The 15,284-nt window shown below is 54.8% G+C and carries 10 protein-coding genes; 8 read left to right on the top strand and 2 right to left on the bottom strand.

From position 1 onward, the window contains the following. Positions 1–114: 114 nt before the first annotated feature. Together gntK and gntU are read left to right on the top strand one after the other, a co-directional pair. Positions 115–648, top strand: coding sequence for a gluconokinase (gene gntK / locus ACFX4O_RS12010; protein WP_380209744.1), 534 nt, complete (start codon positions 115–117; stop codon positions 646–648). After that, positions 645–1,985: a gluconate transporter gene (gntU, locus tag ACFX4O_RS12005; protein ID WP_131411887.1), complete on the top strand. Its 1,341-nt coding sequence runs from the start codon at positions 645–647 to the stop codon at positions 1,983–1,985. The genes gntK and gntU overlap by 4 nt, the downstream gene beginning before the upstream one ends. Before the next feature lie 36 nt (positions 1,986–2,021). Here the strand turns inward: gntU and ACFX4O_RS12000 are convergent, their stop codons facing one another. Beyond that, positions 2,022–2,615: a YhgN family NAAT transporter gene (locus tag ACFX4O_RS12000; RefSeq protein WP_017459552.1), complete on the bottom strand. Its 594-nt coding sequence runs from the start codon at positions 2,613–2,615 to the stop codon at positions 2,022–2,024. A gap of 172 nt (positions 2,616–2,787) precedes the next feature. Here ACFX4O_RS12000 and asd point away from each other — a divergent pair, with 172 nt between their 5' ends. The 6 genes from asd to glgP all read left to right on the top strand — a co-directional run bounded on the left by asd (position 2,788) and on the right by glgP (position 13,601). Continuing rightward, entirely contained in the window at positions 2,788–3,894 is a 1,107-nt protein-coding gene (asd, locus tag ACFX4O_RS11995) for an aspartate-semialdehyde dehydrogenase (protein ID WP_380209747.1), read from the top strand. A gap of 259 nt (positions 3,895–4,153) precedes the next feature. Beyond that, entirely contained in the window at positions 4,154–6,340 is a 2,187-nt protein-coding gene (gene glgB, locus ACFX4O_RS11990; protein ID WP_131411891.1) for a 1,4-alpha-glucan branching enzyme, read from the top strand. Next, positions 6,337–8,313: a glycogen debranching protein GlgX gene (gene glgX, locus ACFX4O_RS11985; protein WP_380209749.1), complete on the top strand. Its 1,977-nt coding sequence runs from the start codon at positions 6,337–6,339 to the stop codon at positions 8,311–8,313. The genes glgB and glgX overlap by 4 nt, the downstream gene beginning before the upstream one ends. Positions 8,314–8,327: 14 nt before the next feature. Next, positions 8,328–9,623 (top strand): glucose-1-phosphate adenylyltransferase, encoded by a 1,296-nt coding sequence (gene glgC, locus ACFX4O_RS11980; protein WP_131411895.1) that lies wholly within the window; start codon positions 8,328–8,330, stop codon positions 9,621–9,623. 77 nt (positions 9,624–9,700) lie between these two features. Next, positions 9,701–11,134 carry a glycogen synthase GlgA gene (glgA, locus tag ACFX4O_RS11975; protein ID WP_131411897.1) on the top strand — a complete coding sequence of 478 codons (1,434 nt, stop codon included), beginning with the start codon at positions 9,701–9,703 and terminating at the stop codon, positions 11,132–11,134. Between the two features lie 19 nt (positions 11,135–11,153). Next, entirely contained in the window at positions 11,154–13,601 is a 2,448-nt protein-coding gene (gene glgP, locus ACFX4O_RS11970) for a glycogen phosphorylase (RefSeq protein ID WP_380209752.1), read from the top strand. 75 nt (positions 13,602–13,676) lie between these two features. Here glgP and glpD read toward each other — a convergent pair whose 3' ends face one another. Continuing rightward, the gene (glpD, locus tag ACFX4O_RS11965) at positions 13,677–15,182 is read right to left on the bottom strand and encodes a glycerol-3-phosphate dehydrogenase (protein WP_380209754.1); all 1,506 of its coding nucleotides are present in this window, start codon (positions 15,180–15,182) and stop codon (positions 13,677–13,679) included. Between the last annotated feature and the right edge of the window lie 102 nt (positions 15,183–15,284).

Here is a 15,284-nt window from a genome sequence, read left to right as displayed (position 1 = left end):
ACAGTTATTTATCTCTGGCACGAATGGATATTGCTTCTCCGTTACCCCAGCAGGACAATGTTACCGATAACAGTTACCCGTAACAATTCACTCTTGCACCTGTGGGGGCTACCCTTGAGCACGACAAATCTTGAAAACCACGTTTATGTTCTGATGGGCGTTTCAGGCAGTGGGAAATCTGCTGTTGCCAGCGAAGTGGCGCATCAGCTACATGCCGCGTTTCTCGACGGCGATTTCCTCCATCCGCGCAGCAACATCACCAAAATGGCGTCCGGTGAACCGCTGAATGACGATGACCGCAAACCGTGGCTGCAAGCGCTGAACGACGCCGCTTTCGCCATGCAGCGCACCAACAAAGTGTCGCTGATCGTGTGTTCTGCATTGAAAAAACACTATCGCGACCAGCTGCGCGACGGAAACCCAAACCTCTCTTTCATCTATCTGAAAGGCGATTTCGACGTGATCGAAAGCCGTCTGAAAGCGCGTAAAGGGCACTTCTTCAAAACGCAAATGCTGGTAACGCAGTTTGAAGCGCTGCAAGAACCGGGCGCAGATGAGCCGGATGTTCTGGTTGTGGATATTGACCAGCCGCTGGATGGTGTTGTTGCCAGCACCATTGAAGTCATCAATAAAGGCAGTGCTAAGTGAGTACATTAACGCTTGTTTTAACAGCAGTAGGCTCGGTTTTGCTGCTGCTGTTTTTAGTGATGAAAGCGCGTATGCACGCTTTCGTTGCTTTGATGGTGGTTTCTATTGGTGCAGGGATTTTTTCCGGGATGCCGTTGATTAAAATCGCGCAGACCATGGAAAAAGGCATGGGCGGCACGCTCGGCTTTCTGGCGATTGTGGTCGCGCTCGGCGCCATGTTCGGCAAAATCCTTCATGAGACCGGTGCGGTGGACCAAATCGCCGTCAAAATGCTCCACTCTTTCGGCCACAGCCGCGCGCATTACGCGATTGGCCTGGCGGGGCTGATTTGTGCGCTGCCGCTATTCTTTGAAGTGGCGATCGTACTGCTGATTAGCGTGGCGTTCTCCATGGCGCGCCACACTGGCACCAACCTGGTGAAACTGGTGATTCCGCTGTTTGCCGGTGTTGCAGCCGCCGCCGCGTTCCTGCTGCCGGGGCCTGCACCGATGCTGCTGGCATCGCAAATGCACGCGGATTTCGGTTGGATGATCCTGATTGGCCTGTGCGCGGCAATTCCGGGCATGCTGATTGCCGGCCCGCTGTGGGGCAACTTTATTAGCCGCTACGTAGAACTGCACATTCCGGATGACATTAGCGAACCGCACCTGGGCGAAGGCAAAATGCCATCGTTCGGTTTTAGTCTGTCGCTGATTTTGCTCCCGCTGGTGCTGGTGGGGATGAAAACCATCGCCGCACGTTTTGTAGCCGAAGGCAGCAATTTGTACAACTGGCTGGAGTTTATCGGTCACCCGTTCACCGCGATCCTCGTTGCCTGCCTGGTGGCGATTTATGGCCTGGCGATGCGTCAGGGGATGCCGAAAGATCGCGTGATGGAAATCTGCGGTCACGCGCTGCAACCGGCGGGCATTATCCTGCTGGTGATTGGCGCAGGCGGTGTGTTCAAACAAGTGCTGGTGGATTCTGGCGTTGGCCCGGCGCTGGGTGAAGCGTTGACCGGCTTGGGCTTGCCTATCGCGATCACCTGTTTTGTGCTGGCCGCTGCGGTGCGCATTATTCAGGGTTCCGCCACGGTTGCCTGCCTGACGGCAGTCGGCCTGGTGATGCCGGTTATTGAACAGTTGCATTTCAACGGCGCGCAGATGGCGGCACTCTCTATCTGCATCGCGGGCGGTTCGATTGTGGTAAGCCACGTCAATGACGCCGGTTTCTGGCTGTATGGCCGCTTTACCGGCGCAACCGAAGCACAAACGCTGAAAACCTGGACCATGATGGAAACCATCCTCGGCACCACCGGTGCGATTATCGGGATGATTGCGTTTTCACTGTTGAGCTAAGTTTGCAAACCCTCTCCCGCCGGGAGAGGGTAAGTTTTATCCCTTCATCCACACCCGAATCCCATCCAGGAACATTTGGGTGGCGAGCATCACCAAAATCAGCCCCATCAGCCTTTCCAGCGCATTAACCCCTTTCTCGCCGAGCAGGCGCAAAAACAGCGACGATTGCAACAAGATAGCCACGGTGCCGCCCCAGGCAATCAGCAGCGCGATCACCAGGTGACTCATTTGATTCGGATACTGATGGGAAAGCAGCATTAACGTTGCCAGCAGCGTTGGACCTGCCACCAGCGGAATTGCCAGAGGAACAATAAACGGCTCTTCGCCAGCGGGCAGGCCAGAGCTGCTGCCGGACTCGCTGGGAAAAATCATCTTTATGGCAATCAGGAACAGAATAATGCCGCCGGAGATAGAAACCGTCTCTGCGCGTAAATTCAGCAGCGCGAGGATTTTCTCCCCGGCGAAGAGGAAGATAAACATCACCAGCAGCGCAATCAGCAGCTCGCGGATCATGATCGCCCGTCGGCGTTTTGGCTCGGTGTGTTTCAGTACCGACATAAAGATGGGCAGGTTGCCCAACGGATCCATAATCAGGATCAATAACACGGTGGCGGAGATGATATCAGTCATTCACTCTTATCCCTGACGCAGGCGGCAAAATTGCAGTAATTAGCTGCATTTCTGATACGTTCGCGATCATTGATTAATTTCACTTGCGACTTTGGCTGCATTTTGTAATGTGGCTATTCCCAGTGGGATACTGGTTCGTATACACAGCACACACCTTCGCAGGAACTTCGCTATGAAAAATGTTGGTTTTATCGGTTGGCGCGGGATGGTCGGCTCCGTTCTCATGCAGCGCATGATTGAAGAGCGCGATTTCGACGCCATTCGCCCTGTCTTCTTTTCCACTTCCCAGTTTGGGCAGGCTGCACCCGCGTTTGGCGGAAGTACAGCAGGCACGCTTCAGGACGCGTTCAATCTGGAAGCGCTGAAGGCACTCGACATCATTGTCACCTGCCAGGGCGGCGATTATACCAACGAAATCTATCCAAAGCTTCGTGAAAGCGGCTGGCAGGGTTACTGGATTGACGCGGCTTCCTCTTTACGCATGAAAGATGACGCCATCATTATCCTCGACCCGGTTAACCAGGCGGTGATCAACGACGGTCTTAACAACGGAGTGAAAACCTTTGTCGGCGGTAACTGCACCGTCAGCCTGATGCTGATGTCACTCGGCGGGCTGTTTGCCAACGATCTGGTGGAGTGGGTTTCCGTTGCCACTTACCAGGCCGCATCCGGCGGCGGCGCGCGCCATATGCGTGAACTGCTGACGCAAATGGACCAGTTGCACAGCCATGTTGCCGCCGAGCTTGCCGATCCGGCGTCAGCGATTCTGGATATCGAACGTAAAGTGACCGCGCTGACACGCAGCGGCGAGTTGTCGGTCGATAACTTTGGCGTACCGCTGGCGGGCAGCCTGATCCCGTGGATCGACAAACAGCTTGATAACGGCCAGAGCCGCGAAGAGTGGAAAGGTCAGGCTGAAACCAACAAAATTCTTAACACCGGCAATGTCATTCCGGTTGATGGCCTCTGCGTGCGTATCGGCGCGCTGCGCTGCCACAGCCAGGCGTTTACCATCAAGCTGAAAAAAGACGTGTCGATTCCGACCGTCGAAGAGCTGCTGGCGGCGCATAACCCGTGGGCGAAAGTGGTGCCAAACGATCGTGAGATCAGCATGCGCGAACTGACACCAGCCGCCGTCACCGGCACGCTGACCACGCCGGTGGGTCGCCTGCGTAAGTTGAACATGGGGCCAGAGTTCCTCTCTGCCTTTACCGTTGGTGACCAGCTGTTGTGGGGCGCGGCCGAACCACTGCGTCGTATGCTGCGCCAACTGGCGTAACAGAGTTCACCACCACAAGGGGCGCTACGGCGCCCCTTTTTTTGTGCTTTTTTGACAGAAAGAAGCACAGATGTGTTTATTTTCTCAAGTGTTGAAAAGTGTTGGCTATGCTTTAGACAAGGTGTCGGAACATCTTGCCTGAAGATGGGACGGAGCAGAGAGGATGCACATTTGGTGCTGCGCCGTTCAGGTCAAAAAAGTGTCGCAACCGGACTTACTACGGTGGAAGGTGCGATGCCACAACAACAGGATGAGAACCATGTCCGTTCGTGTTGATAAAGACGTCATTAACGCGCTAATTTCTGGTCATTTTGCCGATCCTTTTTCGGTGCTAGGGATGCACCAGACCGAAGCCGGTCTGGAAGTGCGCGCGCTGCTGCCTGATGCCACCGAAGTGTGGGTTATCGAGCCGAAAACGGGGCGCAAAGTGGGAAATCTGGAGTGCCTGGATTCCAGGGGCTTCTTCTGCGGCGTCATGCAACGCCGTAAAAACCCGTTCTATTATCAGTTCGCCGTTATCTGGCACGGCCAACAAAACCTGATTGATGATCCCTACCGTTTTGGCCCGTTAATCCAGGATATGGATGCCTGGCTGCTGAGCGAAGGTACGCATATGCGGCCTTACGAAACGCTGGGTGCGCACGCCGATACGGTCGATGGCGTGGTCGGTACGCGTTTCTCCGTCTGGGCGCCAAACGCGCAACGTGTCTCGGTGGTGGGGCAGTTTAACTACTGGGATGGCCGCCGCCATCCGATGCGCTTGCGTCGGGAAAGTGGTATCTGGGAGCTTTTCATTCCCGGTGCGCTCAATGGGCAGCTCTATAAATTCGAGATGATTGATGCCCACGGTAAGCTGCGTATCAAAGCTGATCCTTACGCGTTTGAGGCGCAGATGCGGCCCGACAGCGCGTCGCTGATTTGCGGCTTGCCGGGCAAGAAAACGCAGAGCGAAGAGCGCAAACGCGCTAATGAATTCGATGCGCCAATCAGCATCTATGAAGTGCATCTGGGTTCCTGGCGTCGCCATACGGACAATAACTATTGGCTCAGTTATCGGGAGTTGGCGGATCAACTGGTGCCTTATGCGAAATGGATGGGGTTCACCCATATTGAATTGATGCCCGTGAATGAGCACCCGTTTGATGGCAGTTGGGGGTATCAACCTACCGGTTTGTACGCGCCAACCCGCCGCTTTGGTACGCGCGACGATTTTCTGCACTTTATTCATACTGCGCATGCTGCCGGTTTAGGCGTGATCCTTGATTGGGTGCCGGGGCATTTCCCGTCGGATGATTTTGGCCTGGCAGATTTCGACGGCACCAAACTCTACGAGCACAGCGATCCGCGTGAAGGTTTTCACCAGGACTGGAACACCTTGATTTACAACTATGGTCGCCGGGAAGTGAGTAACTATCTGGTCGGTAATGCGCTGTACTGGATTGAACGCTTCGGTATTGACGCTCTGCGAGTGGATGCAGTTGCCTCGATGATCTACCGCGACTACAGCCGCAAAGAAGGTGAATGGATCCCCAATGAATACGGTGGTCGTGAGAACCTGGAAGCGATCGAGTTTTTACGCAATACCAACCGTATTCTCGGCGAGCAAGCGCCCGGTGCCGTCAGCATGGCGGAAGAGTCTACCGATTTCGCTGGCGTGTCACGTCCGCCATCACAAGGCGGCCTCGGTTTCTGGTACAAGTGGAACCTCGGCTGGATGCACGACACGCTGGACTACATGAAGCTTGATCCGGTGTATCGCAAGTACCATCACGACAAGATGACCTTCGGTATTCTCTATAACTACACCGAAAACTTTATCCTGCCGCTTTCTCATGACGAAGTGGTGCACGGGAAGAAATCGATTCTTGACCGTATGCCCGGTGATGCCTGGCAAAAGTTTGCCAACCTGCGTGCCTATTACGCCTGGATGTGGGCTTTCCCCGGTAAAAAACTGCTGTTTATGGGCAACGAGTTCGCACAGGGCCGCGAGTGGAATCACGATGGCAGCCTCGACTGGCACTTGCTGGAGGGCGGTGATAACTGGCATCACGGTGTGCAGCGGCTGGTGCGCGATTTGAACCAGGTTTATCGCCATCACAAAGCGCTGCACGAGCTGGACTTCGACCCCTACGGTTTTGAATGGATGGTGGTGGATGACCATGAAGCCTCGGTGTTTGCCTTTGTGCGCCGTGATAAGCAGGGCAATGAAATTCTCGTCGTGAGTAACTTTACCCCTGTATCGCGCCCGGGCTACCGCATCGGTATTAACCAACCGGGGCGCTGGCGCGAAGAGTTGAACAGCGACTCAATGCATTACCACGGCAGCAATACCGGCAATGGCGGCGTGGTACACAGCGATGCGATCGCCAATCGTGGGCGAGAGCACTCCCTGCTGTTGACCTTGCCGCCGCTGGCGACCATCTGGCTGGTGCGGGAGGGAGAATGAGCAAGCTGACGGCCGGAAAAGCGACGCCCCACGGCGCGCATGTGCAGGGCAACGGCGTGAACTTTACGCTGTTTTCCGCGCATGCAGAGCGCGTGGAGCTGTGCCTGTTCGATGACGAAGGCAATGAACAGCGCGTCGACTTGCCCGGCCGCACCGGCGATATCTGGCACGGTTTTCTGCCAGGTGCAAAGCCTGGCTTGCATTACGGCTACCGTGTCCACGGCCCGTGGGAACCTGCTCGTGGACACCGTTTTAACCCAGCCAAATTATTGCTCGACCCGTGTGCGCTGCGTGTTGAAGGCGAAACGCTTGATAACCCGCTGTTTCACGGCGGTTATGACACGCCGGATCCCCACGATAACGCAGTGCTCGGATTGCGCAGCGTGGTGGTGCACGAAGCCTACGACTGGGAAGCAGACGCGCCGCCGAGAATTCCTTGGGGCAACACGGTCATTTACGAGGCGCATGTAAAAGGGCTGACGTGGCTGCATCCGGAGATCCCGCAGGAAATACGCGGCACCTACAAGGCGCTGGGCCACCCGGTGATGATCAACTGGTTTAAACAACTGGGGATTACTGCGCTGGAATTATTGCCTGTGGCGCATTTCGCCAGCGAGCCGCGCCTGCAACGCCTGGGGCTTTCTAATTACTGGGGCTATAACCCGCTGGCGCTGTTTGCGCTGGAACCCCGTTACACCAGTCACCCGACACAGGCGATTAATGAGTTTCGCGATGCGGTAAAAGCGCTGCATCAGGCTGGGATCGAAGTGATCCTTGATATCGTCCTCAACCATAGCGCCGAAAGCGATCTCGACGGGCCGACCTTCTCGCTGCGCGGCGTCGACAACCGTAGCTATTACTGGATCCGCGAGGACGGCGATTACCACAATTGGACCGGCTGCGGTAACACGCTCAATCTGAACAACGCCGATGTGGTGGATTACGCCCATGCCTGTTTGCGTTACTGGGTAGAGACTTTTCATGTGGATGGTTTTCGCTTTGATCTGGCCTCGGTGATGGGGCGCACGCCGGAATTCAGCCAGCAAGCACCGCTATTTTCTGCCATCAAAAACGATCCGCTGTTGCGCTCGCTGAAGTTGATTGCCGAGCCGTGGGATATCGGCCCTGGCGGTTATCAAGTGGGGAACTACCCGCCGCCTTTTGCCGAGTGGAACGATCATTTCCGCGACGCGACGCGCCGTTTCTGGCTTGAACAATCCCTCTCATTAGGGGAGTTCGCCGGGCGCTTTGCCGCCTCCAGCGATGTGTTCAAACGTGATGGGCGTTTGCCATCGGCCTCTATCAACCTGATTACCGCCCACGACGGTTTTACGCTGCGGGATTGCGTCTCTTTTGACCATAAACATAACGAAGCCAATGGCGAAGACAATCGCGACGGCACCAACAGTAATCACAGCTTTAACCACGGAACAGAAGGGTTAGGCGGCAGCCTTGATGTGCTGGAAAGACGGCGCGCGAGCATGCATGCGCTGTTAACTACGCTACTGCTTTCGCAAGGCACGCCAATGCTGCTGGCTGGCGATGAAATGGGGCGTAGCCAGCATGGCAATAACAACGCCTATTGCCAGGATAACGCCTTAACCTGGCTCGACTGGAACCAGGTGGATAGCGGGTTGGTGACCTTTACCGCCGCGCTTATCCATTTGCGCCAGCGTATTCCTGCGCTTACGCGTGACGCATGGTGGGAAGAGGGTGACGGCAACGTCGCCTGGTTAAATGATGAAGGACGGCCGTTATCGCCGCAGGCGTGGCAAAACGGGGTGCACCGTTTGCAGATCCTGTTATCTGACAGCGTGTTAATCACCCTTAATGCCACCGCAGAAGTTGCAGAAATTGCTTTACCCACAGGTGAATGGTGCGCCATTCCGCCTTTTGCCGGAGAGGACAATCCGGTCATCGTCTCTATCTGGCACGGGCCCGCGCATGGAGTGTGCGTATTTCAGCGGTCATAAAAAAGGAGTCAGTCATGGTGAGATTAGATAAGAACGACCCAACAATGCTGGCGCGTCAGTTGCCACTAAAATCTGTTGCCCTGATCCTGGCGGGCGGCCGGGGGACGCGTCTGAAAGATTTAACCAAAAAACGTGCCAAACCCGCGGTGCACTTTGGTGGCAAGTTCCGCATCATCGATTTCGCCCTTTCCAACTGCATTAACTCAGGCATTCGACGAATTGGCGTCATCACGCAGTATCAATCGCATACGCTGATTCAACATATTCAGCGCGGCTGGTCGTTTTTTAACAACGAGATGAATGAGTCAGTCGATCTGCTCCCCGCTCAGCAGCGTGTGCATGGTGAAAACTGGTATCGCGGCACAGCGGATGCGGTCACGCAGAATCTCGACATTATTCGCCGCTACGGTGCGGAGTACATCGTCATTCTGGCGGGCGATCACATCTACAAGCAAGATTACTCACGCATGCTGCTTGACCATGTCGAAAAACAGGCGCGCTGTACCGTTGCCTGCCTGCCGGTGCCTATACATGAGGCCACGGCTTTCGGTGTGATGGCTGTTGATGAGAACGACAAAATTATCGACTTCGTGGAAAAACCTGCGTCGCCGCCCTGTATGCCAGGTGATGACAGCCAGGCGCTGGCCAGCATGGGGATCTATATTTTTGATGCGGAGTATCTGTACGACCTGCTGGAGCAGGACGATGAGAATGAAGATTCCAGCCATGATTTTGGCAAGGACATCATTCCGCAGATTGTGAAGTCTGGCATGGCGTATGCGCACCCTTTCCCGTTGTCTTGCGTGCAGTCCGATCCTAATGCCAGTCCGTACTGGCGGGATGTCGGTACGCTCGAAGCCTACTGGAAAACGAACCTGGATTTAGCCTCGGTGATGCCGGAACTGGACATGTACGATCAAAATTGGCCTATCCGTACCTATAATCAATCTTTACCCCCGGCGAAATTCGTCCAGGACAGGTCGGGCAGCCACGGCATGACGTTGAACTCGCTGGTTTCCGGCGGTTGCGTTATTTCAGGATCGGTTGTTGTGCAGTCGGTGTTGTTCTACCGCGTGCGCGTCAATTCGTTCTGCAATATCGACTCTTCGGTCTTGCTACCGGAAGTGTGGGTGGGGCGTTCCTGTCGCCTCCATCGCTGCATTATCGACAGAGGCTGCGTGATACCGGAAGGAACGGTGATTGGTGAAAATGCAGAAGAAGATGCACGTCGCTTTTACCGTTCTGAAGAAGGGATTGTGTTGGTCACACGTGAAATGTTGCGCAAATTAAAAGCTGAAAGCATCAGATAATAACCTTGCGCGGAAGGGGTCCGCGCTGTTTTCCCTTTCCTGGCGTCAAGGCCAACGGGTTTCGAACAGGAGCGATAATGCAGGTCTTACATGTATGTTCTGAGATGTTTCCGTTGCTGAAGACCGGGGGTCTGGCAGACGTGATTGGCGCGTTACCTGCGGCACAAATTGCCGGTGGTGTTGATACTCGCGTTCTGTTGCCTGCGTTCCCTGATATTCGTCGTGGTGTGAGCGATGCGAAAGTGGTGTCCCGACGCGAGACGTTTGCCGGGCCTATTTCGTTGTTATTCGGTCACTTTAACGGGGTGGGGATTTACATGATCGATGCGCCGCATCTGTATGATCGGCCCGGTAGTCCCTATCACGATACGAATTTGTTCGCCTATACCGACAACGTGCTGCGTTTTGCGTTGCTCGGTTGGGTCGGCAGCGAAATGGCCAGTGGGCTTGATCCATTCTGGCGCCCGGATGTGGTGCATGCGCACGACTGGCATGCAGGGTTGGCTCCGGCTTACCTCGCTGCGAAAGGGCATCCGGCCAAGTCGGTGTTTACGGTGCATAACCTTGCCTATCAGGGCATGTTTTATGCACAGCATATGAATGACATCGAACTGCCATTGTCGTTCTTTAATATGCATGGGCTGGAGTTCAACGGACAGATTTCGTTTCTTAAGGCGGGGCTGTATTACGCGGACCATATTACCGCGGTGAGCCCGACGTACGCTCGCGAGATCACCGAACCGCAGTTCGCCTATGGCATGGAAGGGCTGTTACGCCAGCGTCAGCAAGAAGGGCGTTTGAGCGGCATCCTGAACGGCGTGGATGAAAAAATTTGGGATCCAGCCACCGATTTGCTGCTCGGTGCGCGCTACACGCGCGATACGCTGGAAGAAAAAGCGGAAAACAAACGCCAACTGCAAGTGGCGATGGGGCTGAAAGTGAACGACAAGATCCCATTGTTTGCGGTGGTAAGCCGCCTGACCAGCCAGAAAGGGCTGGATCTGGTGCTGGAAGCCTTGCCTGGGCTTCTTGAACAGGGCGGTCAACTGGCGTTGCTGGGGGCGGGCGATCCGGTGTTGCAGGAAGGGTTCCTCGCCGCCGCCGCAGAACACTCCGGGCAGGTAGGGGTGCAGATTGGTTACCACGAAGCGTTCTCGCATCGCATTATGGGCGGGGCGGATGTGATTCTGGTGCCGAGCCGTTTTGAACCTTGCGGCCTGACACAGTTGTATGGCTTGAAGTACGGCACGCTGCCATTGGTGCGCCGTACTGGCGGGCTGGCGGATACGGTTTCCGACAGTTCGCTGGAAAACCTGGCGGATGGCGTCGCTAGCGGTTTTGTCTTTGAAGACAGTAATGCCTGGTCGCTACTTAGGGCCATCAGGCGTGCTTTCGTGTTGTGGTCCCGTCCATCGCTTTGGCGTTTTGTGCAACGTCAGGCGATGTCGATGGATTTTAGCTGGCAGATCGCTGCACAGTCATACCGCGATCTTTACTTTCGGTTGAAATAGTTTCCCAGGAATCACTTATATGAATGCACCTTTTACTTATGCTTCACCTACGTTAAGTATTGAGGCGTTAAAACATTCGATTGCCTACAAACTGATGTTCACTATCGGTAAAGATCCGGCTGTCGCCAACCGCCACGAATGGCTGAATGCCACGTTGTTTGCCGTGCGCGATCGGCTGGTGGAGCGCTGGCTGCGCTCCACCCGCGCGCAGCTTTCTCAGGAAGTGCGCCAGGTTTACTACTTGTCGATGGAGTTTCTGATTGGCCGTACCCTTTCTAACGCCTTGCTCTCACTCGGTATCTATGACGATGTGAAAAATGCGCTGGATGAAATGGGGTTCGACCTTGAAGAGCTGATTGATGAAGAGAACGACCCCGGTCTTGGCAACGGTGGCCTCGGTCGACTGGCGGCCTGCTTCCTGGATTCTCTGGCGACGCTGGGGTTGCCCGGTCGCGGCTACGGCATTCGTTACGACTACGGGATGTTCAAGCAGAACATCGTGGACGGGCGGCAGAAAGAGTCGCCGGATTACTGGCTGGAGTACGGCAACCCGTGGGAGTTTAAACGCCACAACACGCGCTACAAGGTGCGGTTTGGCGGGCGCATTCAGCAGGAAGGCAGAAAGAGCCGTTGGGTTGAAACCGAAGAGATCCTCGCCGTTGCCTACGATCAGATTATCCCCGGCTACGATACCGATGCGACCAACACGCTGCGCTTGTGGAATGCGCAGGCGAGTAGCGAAATCAATCTCGGCAAATTTAACCAGGGTGACTACTTTGCCGCCGTGGAAGATAAAAACCATTCGGAAAACGTCTCCCGTGTGCTTTATCCGGATGATTCAACCTATTCCGGTCGAGAATTACGTCTGCGTCAGGAGTACTTTCTTGTCTCCGCAACAGTGCAGGATATCCTCAGCCGTCACTATCAGCTGCACCAGACTTACAGCAATCTGGCAGATAAAATCGCCATTCACCTTAATGACACCCACCCGGTGCTGTCGATTCCTGAGCTGATGCGTTTGCTCATAGACGAGCATAAATTCGACTGGGATGACGCCTTTGAAGTGACCTGCCAGGTCTTCTCTTATACCAACCACACGCTGATGAGTGAGGCGCTGGAAACCTGGCCGGTGGATATGCTGGGTAAGATTTTGCCGCGCCATCTGCAAATCATCTTTGAAATTAATGATTATTTCCTCAAGACCTTGCAGGAGCAGCATCCTAATAACATCGATTTGTTGAGCCGCACGTCGATTATTGACGAATCCAGCGGGCGCCAGGTGCGCATGGCCTGGCTGGCGGTGGTGGTGAGCCATAAAGTGAATGGCGTTTCTGAGCTGCACTCTAATTTGATGGTCCAGTCGCTGTTTGCCGATTTCGCAGACATCTTCCCGATGCGTTTTCTCAACGTCACCAACGGCGTGACGCCGCGACGTTGGCTGGCGCTGGCGAACCCGGCGCTTTCGAGCGTACTTGATGAAAATATTGGCCGCACATGGCGTACCGATCTCAGTCAGTTAAGCGAGCTGGAGCAGCATATTGATTACCCGACGGTGAATCAGGCGGTGCGGCAGGCGAAGCTGGAGAATAAAAAACGGCTGGCGATCGTTATCGCCCAGCAACTGAACGTGGTAGTGAACCCGAAAGCGCTATTCGATGTGCAGATCAAACGCATTCATGAATATAAGCGTCAGCTCATGAACGTGCTGCACGTTGTTGTTCGCTATAACCGCATCAAGGCTGAGCCAACGGCGCAATGGGTGCCACGCGTCAATATCTTCGCCGGTAAGGCTGCTTCTGCTTACTACATGGCGAAACATATCATCCACTTGATCAACGATGTTGCGCAGGTGATCAACAACGATCCGCAGATTGGCGACAAACTGAAAGTCGTGTTTATCCCCAATTACAGCGTCAGCCTGGCGCAGGTCATTATTCCGGCGGCGGATCTTTCCGAGCAGATTTCACTGGCGGGTACGGAAGCCTCCGGTACCAGCAATATGAAGTTCGCCCTTAATGGCGCACTGACCATTGGCACGCTGGACGGTGCGAATGTTGAGATGCAGGAACATGTTGGTGAAGAGAATATCTTTATCTTCGGTAACACGGCGGATGAAGTGGAAGCGCTGCGGCGCAAGGGCTACAAACCGCGTGAATACTACGAGAAAGATGAAGAGTTGCATCAGGTACTGACGCAAATCGCCACTGGCTTGTTCAGCCCGCAGGAACCTGGGCGCTACCGCGATCTCGTCGATTCATTGATCAACTTTGGCGACCATTATCAGGTCCTGGCGGATTTCCGGAGCTATGTCGACTGCCAGGAAAAAGTGGATGAGCTCTATCGCCATCCGGAAGAGTGGACCCACAAAGCGATGCGCAATATCGCCAATATGGGGTACTTCTCATCGGATCGCACTATTCAGGAATATGCCGAGAATATCTGGAATATCAAACCGGTTCGGTTGTAATAAAAAACCTCTCCCGGTCAGGAGAGGTTTTTTCTCTTGCGATGCCAGTCTCCCGTAGGGGAGAGGCGGATTCTGTTACGACGCCAGCGACAGTTCCGCTTTATGATGACGCGTTAGCCATTGCGCCACGCGTGACTGCTCTTCCGCATTCAGCCACATGCCGAGTTTGGTGCGGCGCCAGATAGCGTCGTCCAGGCGTCTGACCCATTCGTGCTCGACCAGGTAACGCAATTCGGCTTCATACAATTCGTGACCAAAATGCTCGCCTAACTCTTCAAGGCTGGTGGCATTCGCCAGTATCAGCTCGCTGTTGCTGCCGTAAGTGCGGGCATAATGGCGCGCCAGCGATTCGCTGATAAACGGATAACGGCGGCGCAATTTGGCGGCGTAATCATCGCGGTCGCCCGCAATATCTCCGCCAGGCAGCACGCAGCTTTTCGTCCACGCCGGGCCAATACCTTTGTAGTACGGCGTCAGTTTTTCCAGCGCATGTTCAGCCAGCTTGCGGTAAGTGGTCAACTTGCCGCCAAACACTGACAGCAGCGGCGCTTTGCCGTTTTCGTCGTGGATATCCAGCGTATAGTCGCGGGTGATGGCCTGCGGCGAATCGGATTCGTCATCACACAGCGGACGTACGCCTGAGTAGGTCCAGACAATGTCCTCGCGGGTCAGCTGTTTCTTGAAGTGACCGTTATAGACTTTCAGCAGGTAGTTGATCTCGTTTTCGTCGATCTCAACGTGCTTCGGATCGCCTTTATATTCCACGTCCGTGGTGCCGATAATCGAAAACTCATCCATCCACGGAATAACGAACACAATACGTTTGTCTTCGTTTTGCAGGATATACGCCTGTTTTTGCGCGTGCGCGCGCGGTACCACAATATGGCTGCCTTTGATCAGGCGGATGCCGTACGGGGATGGCAGATGCATGCCGTCATCGAAGAATTCTTTCACCCATGGGCCGGTGGCATTAACCAGGCCGCGCGCCTGCCAGCTGAATTTTTCTCCGGTATCGATATCTTCCGCTTCAACAATCCACATGCCGTTTTCGCGGCGTGCGCTGGTTGCGCGGGTGCGGGTCATCACTTTACCGCCTTTTTGTTCCACCATCTGCGCATTGGCCAACACCAGACGCGCATCGTCCACCCAGCAGTCGGAATATTCGAAACCGCGCACGATTTCCGGTTTCAGCACCGATTCTGCGCCAAAACGCAAACCGCTGGACGCTGGCAAACTGGTGCGTTTACCCAGGTGATCGTACATAAACAGACCAATGCGGATCATCCACGCCGGGCGCAGGTGCGGGCGATGCGGCAGACGAAAACGCATCGGGAAAGCGATGTGCGGTGCCATTTTCAGCAGCACTTCGCGCTCGGCCAGCGCTTCGCTCACCAGGCGGAATTCGTAGTGTTCAAGGTAGCGCAGGCCGCCGTGAATCAATTTGGAGCTGTTGCTGGATGTCGCGCAGGCGAGATCCTGTGCTTCCAGCATCAGCACGGATAAACCACGCCCTGCGGCGTCAACCGCGATACCGGCACCATTAATGCCCCCGCCTATCACAATCAGATCTTTGGTTTCCATGCTGTCCTCATGCACTTTCGTTATAGCTCAAAAATGTTCGATATCGCTCATGATAGCAAAGGAACGCGCCTTTGGTAACATCAAAAAAACAATTTAGAGTGA

Source organism: Kosakonia sp. YIM B13571, assembly GCF_042788095.1.
Classification (GTDB): Bacteria; Pseudomonadota; Gammaproteobacteria; order Enterobacterales; family Enterobacteriaceae; genus Kosakonia; species Kosakonia quasisacchari.
The sequence above is the reverse complement of the archived record's forward strand: the minus strand, read 5'-3'. Positions and strand labels throughout refer to the sequence as shown.

What these genes read in the sequence shown, in the direction of transcription:
- glgA (WP_131411897.1), top strand. Translation starts at nt 9,701, where the DNA reads ATGCAGGTCTTACATGTATGTTCTGAGATGTTTCCGTTGCTGAAGACC.
- glgC (WP_131411895.1), top strand. Translation starts at nt 8,328, where the DNA reads ATGGTGAGATTAGATAAGAACGACCCAACAATGCTGGCGCGTCAGTTG.
- glpD (WP_380209754.1), bottom strand. Translation starts at nt 15,182, where the DNA reads ATGGAAACCAAAGATCTGATTGTGATAGGCGGGGGCATTAATGGTGCC.
- asd (WP_380209747.1), top strand. Translation starts at nt 2,788, where the DNA reads ATGAAAAATGTTGGTTTTATCGGTTGGCGCGGGATGGTCGGCTCCGTT.
- glgB (WP_131411891.1), top strand. Translation starts at nt 4,154, where the DNA reads ATGTCCGTTCGTGTTGATAAAGACGTCATTAACGCGCTAATTTCTGGT.
- ACFX4O_RS12000 (WP_017459552.1), bottom strand. Translation starts at nt 2,615, where the DNA reads ATGACTGATATCATCTCCGCCACCGTGTTATTGATCCTGATTATGGAT.
- glgP (WP_380209752.1), top strand. Translation starts at nt 11,154, where the DNA reads ATGAATGCACCTTTTACTTATGCTTCACCTACGTTAAGTATTGAGGCG.
- glgX (WP_380209749.1), top strand. Translation starts at nt 6,337, where the DNA reads ATGAGCAAGCTGACGGCCGGAAAAGCGACGCCCCACGGCGCGCATGTG.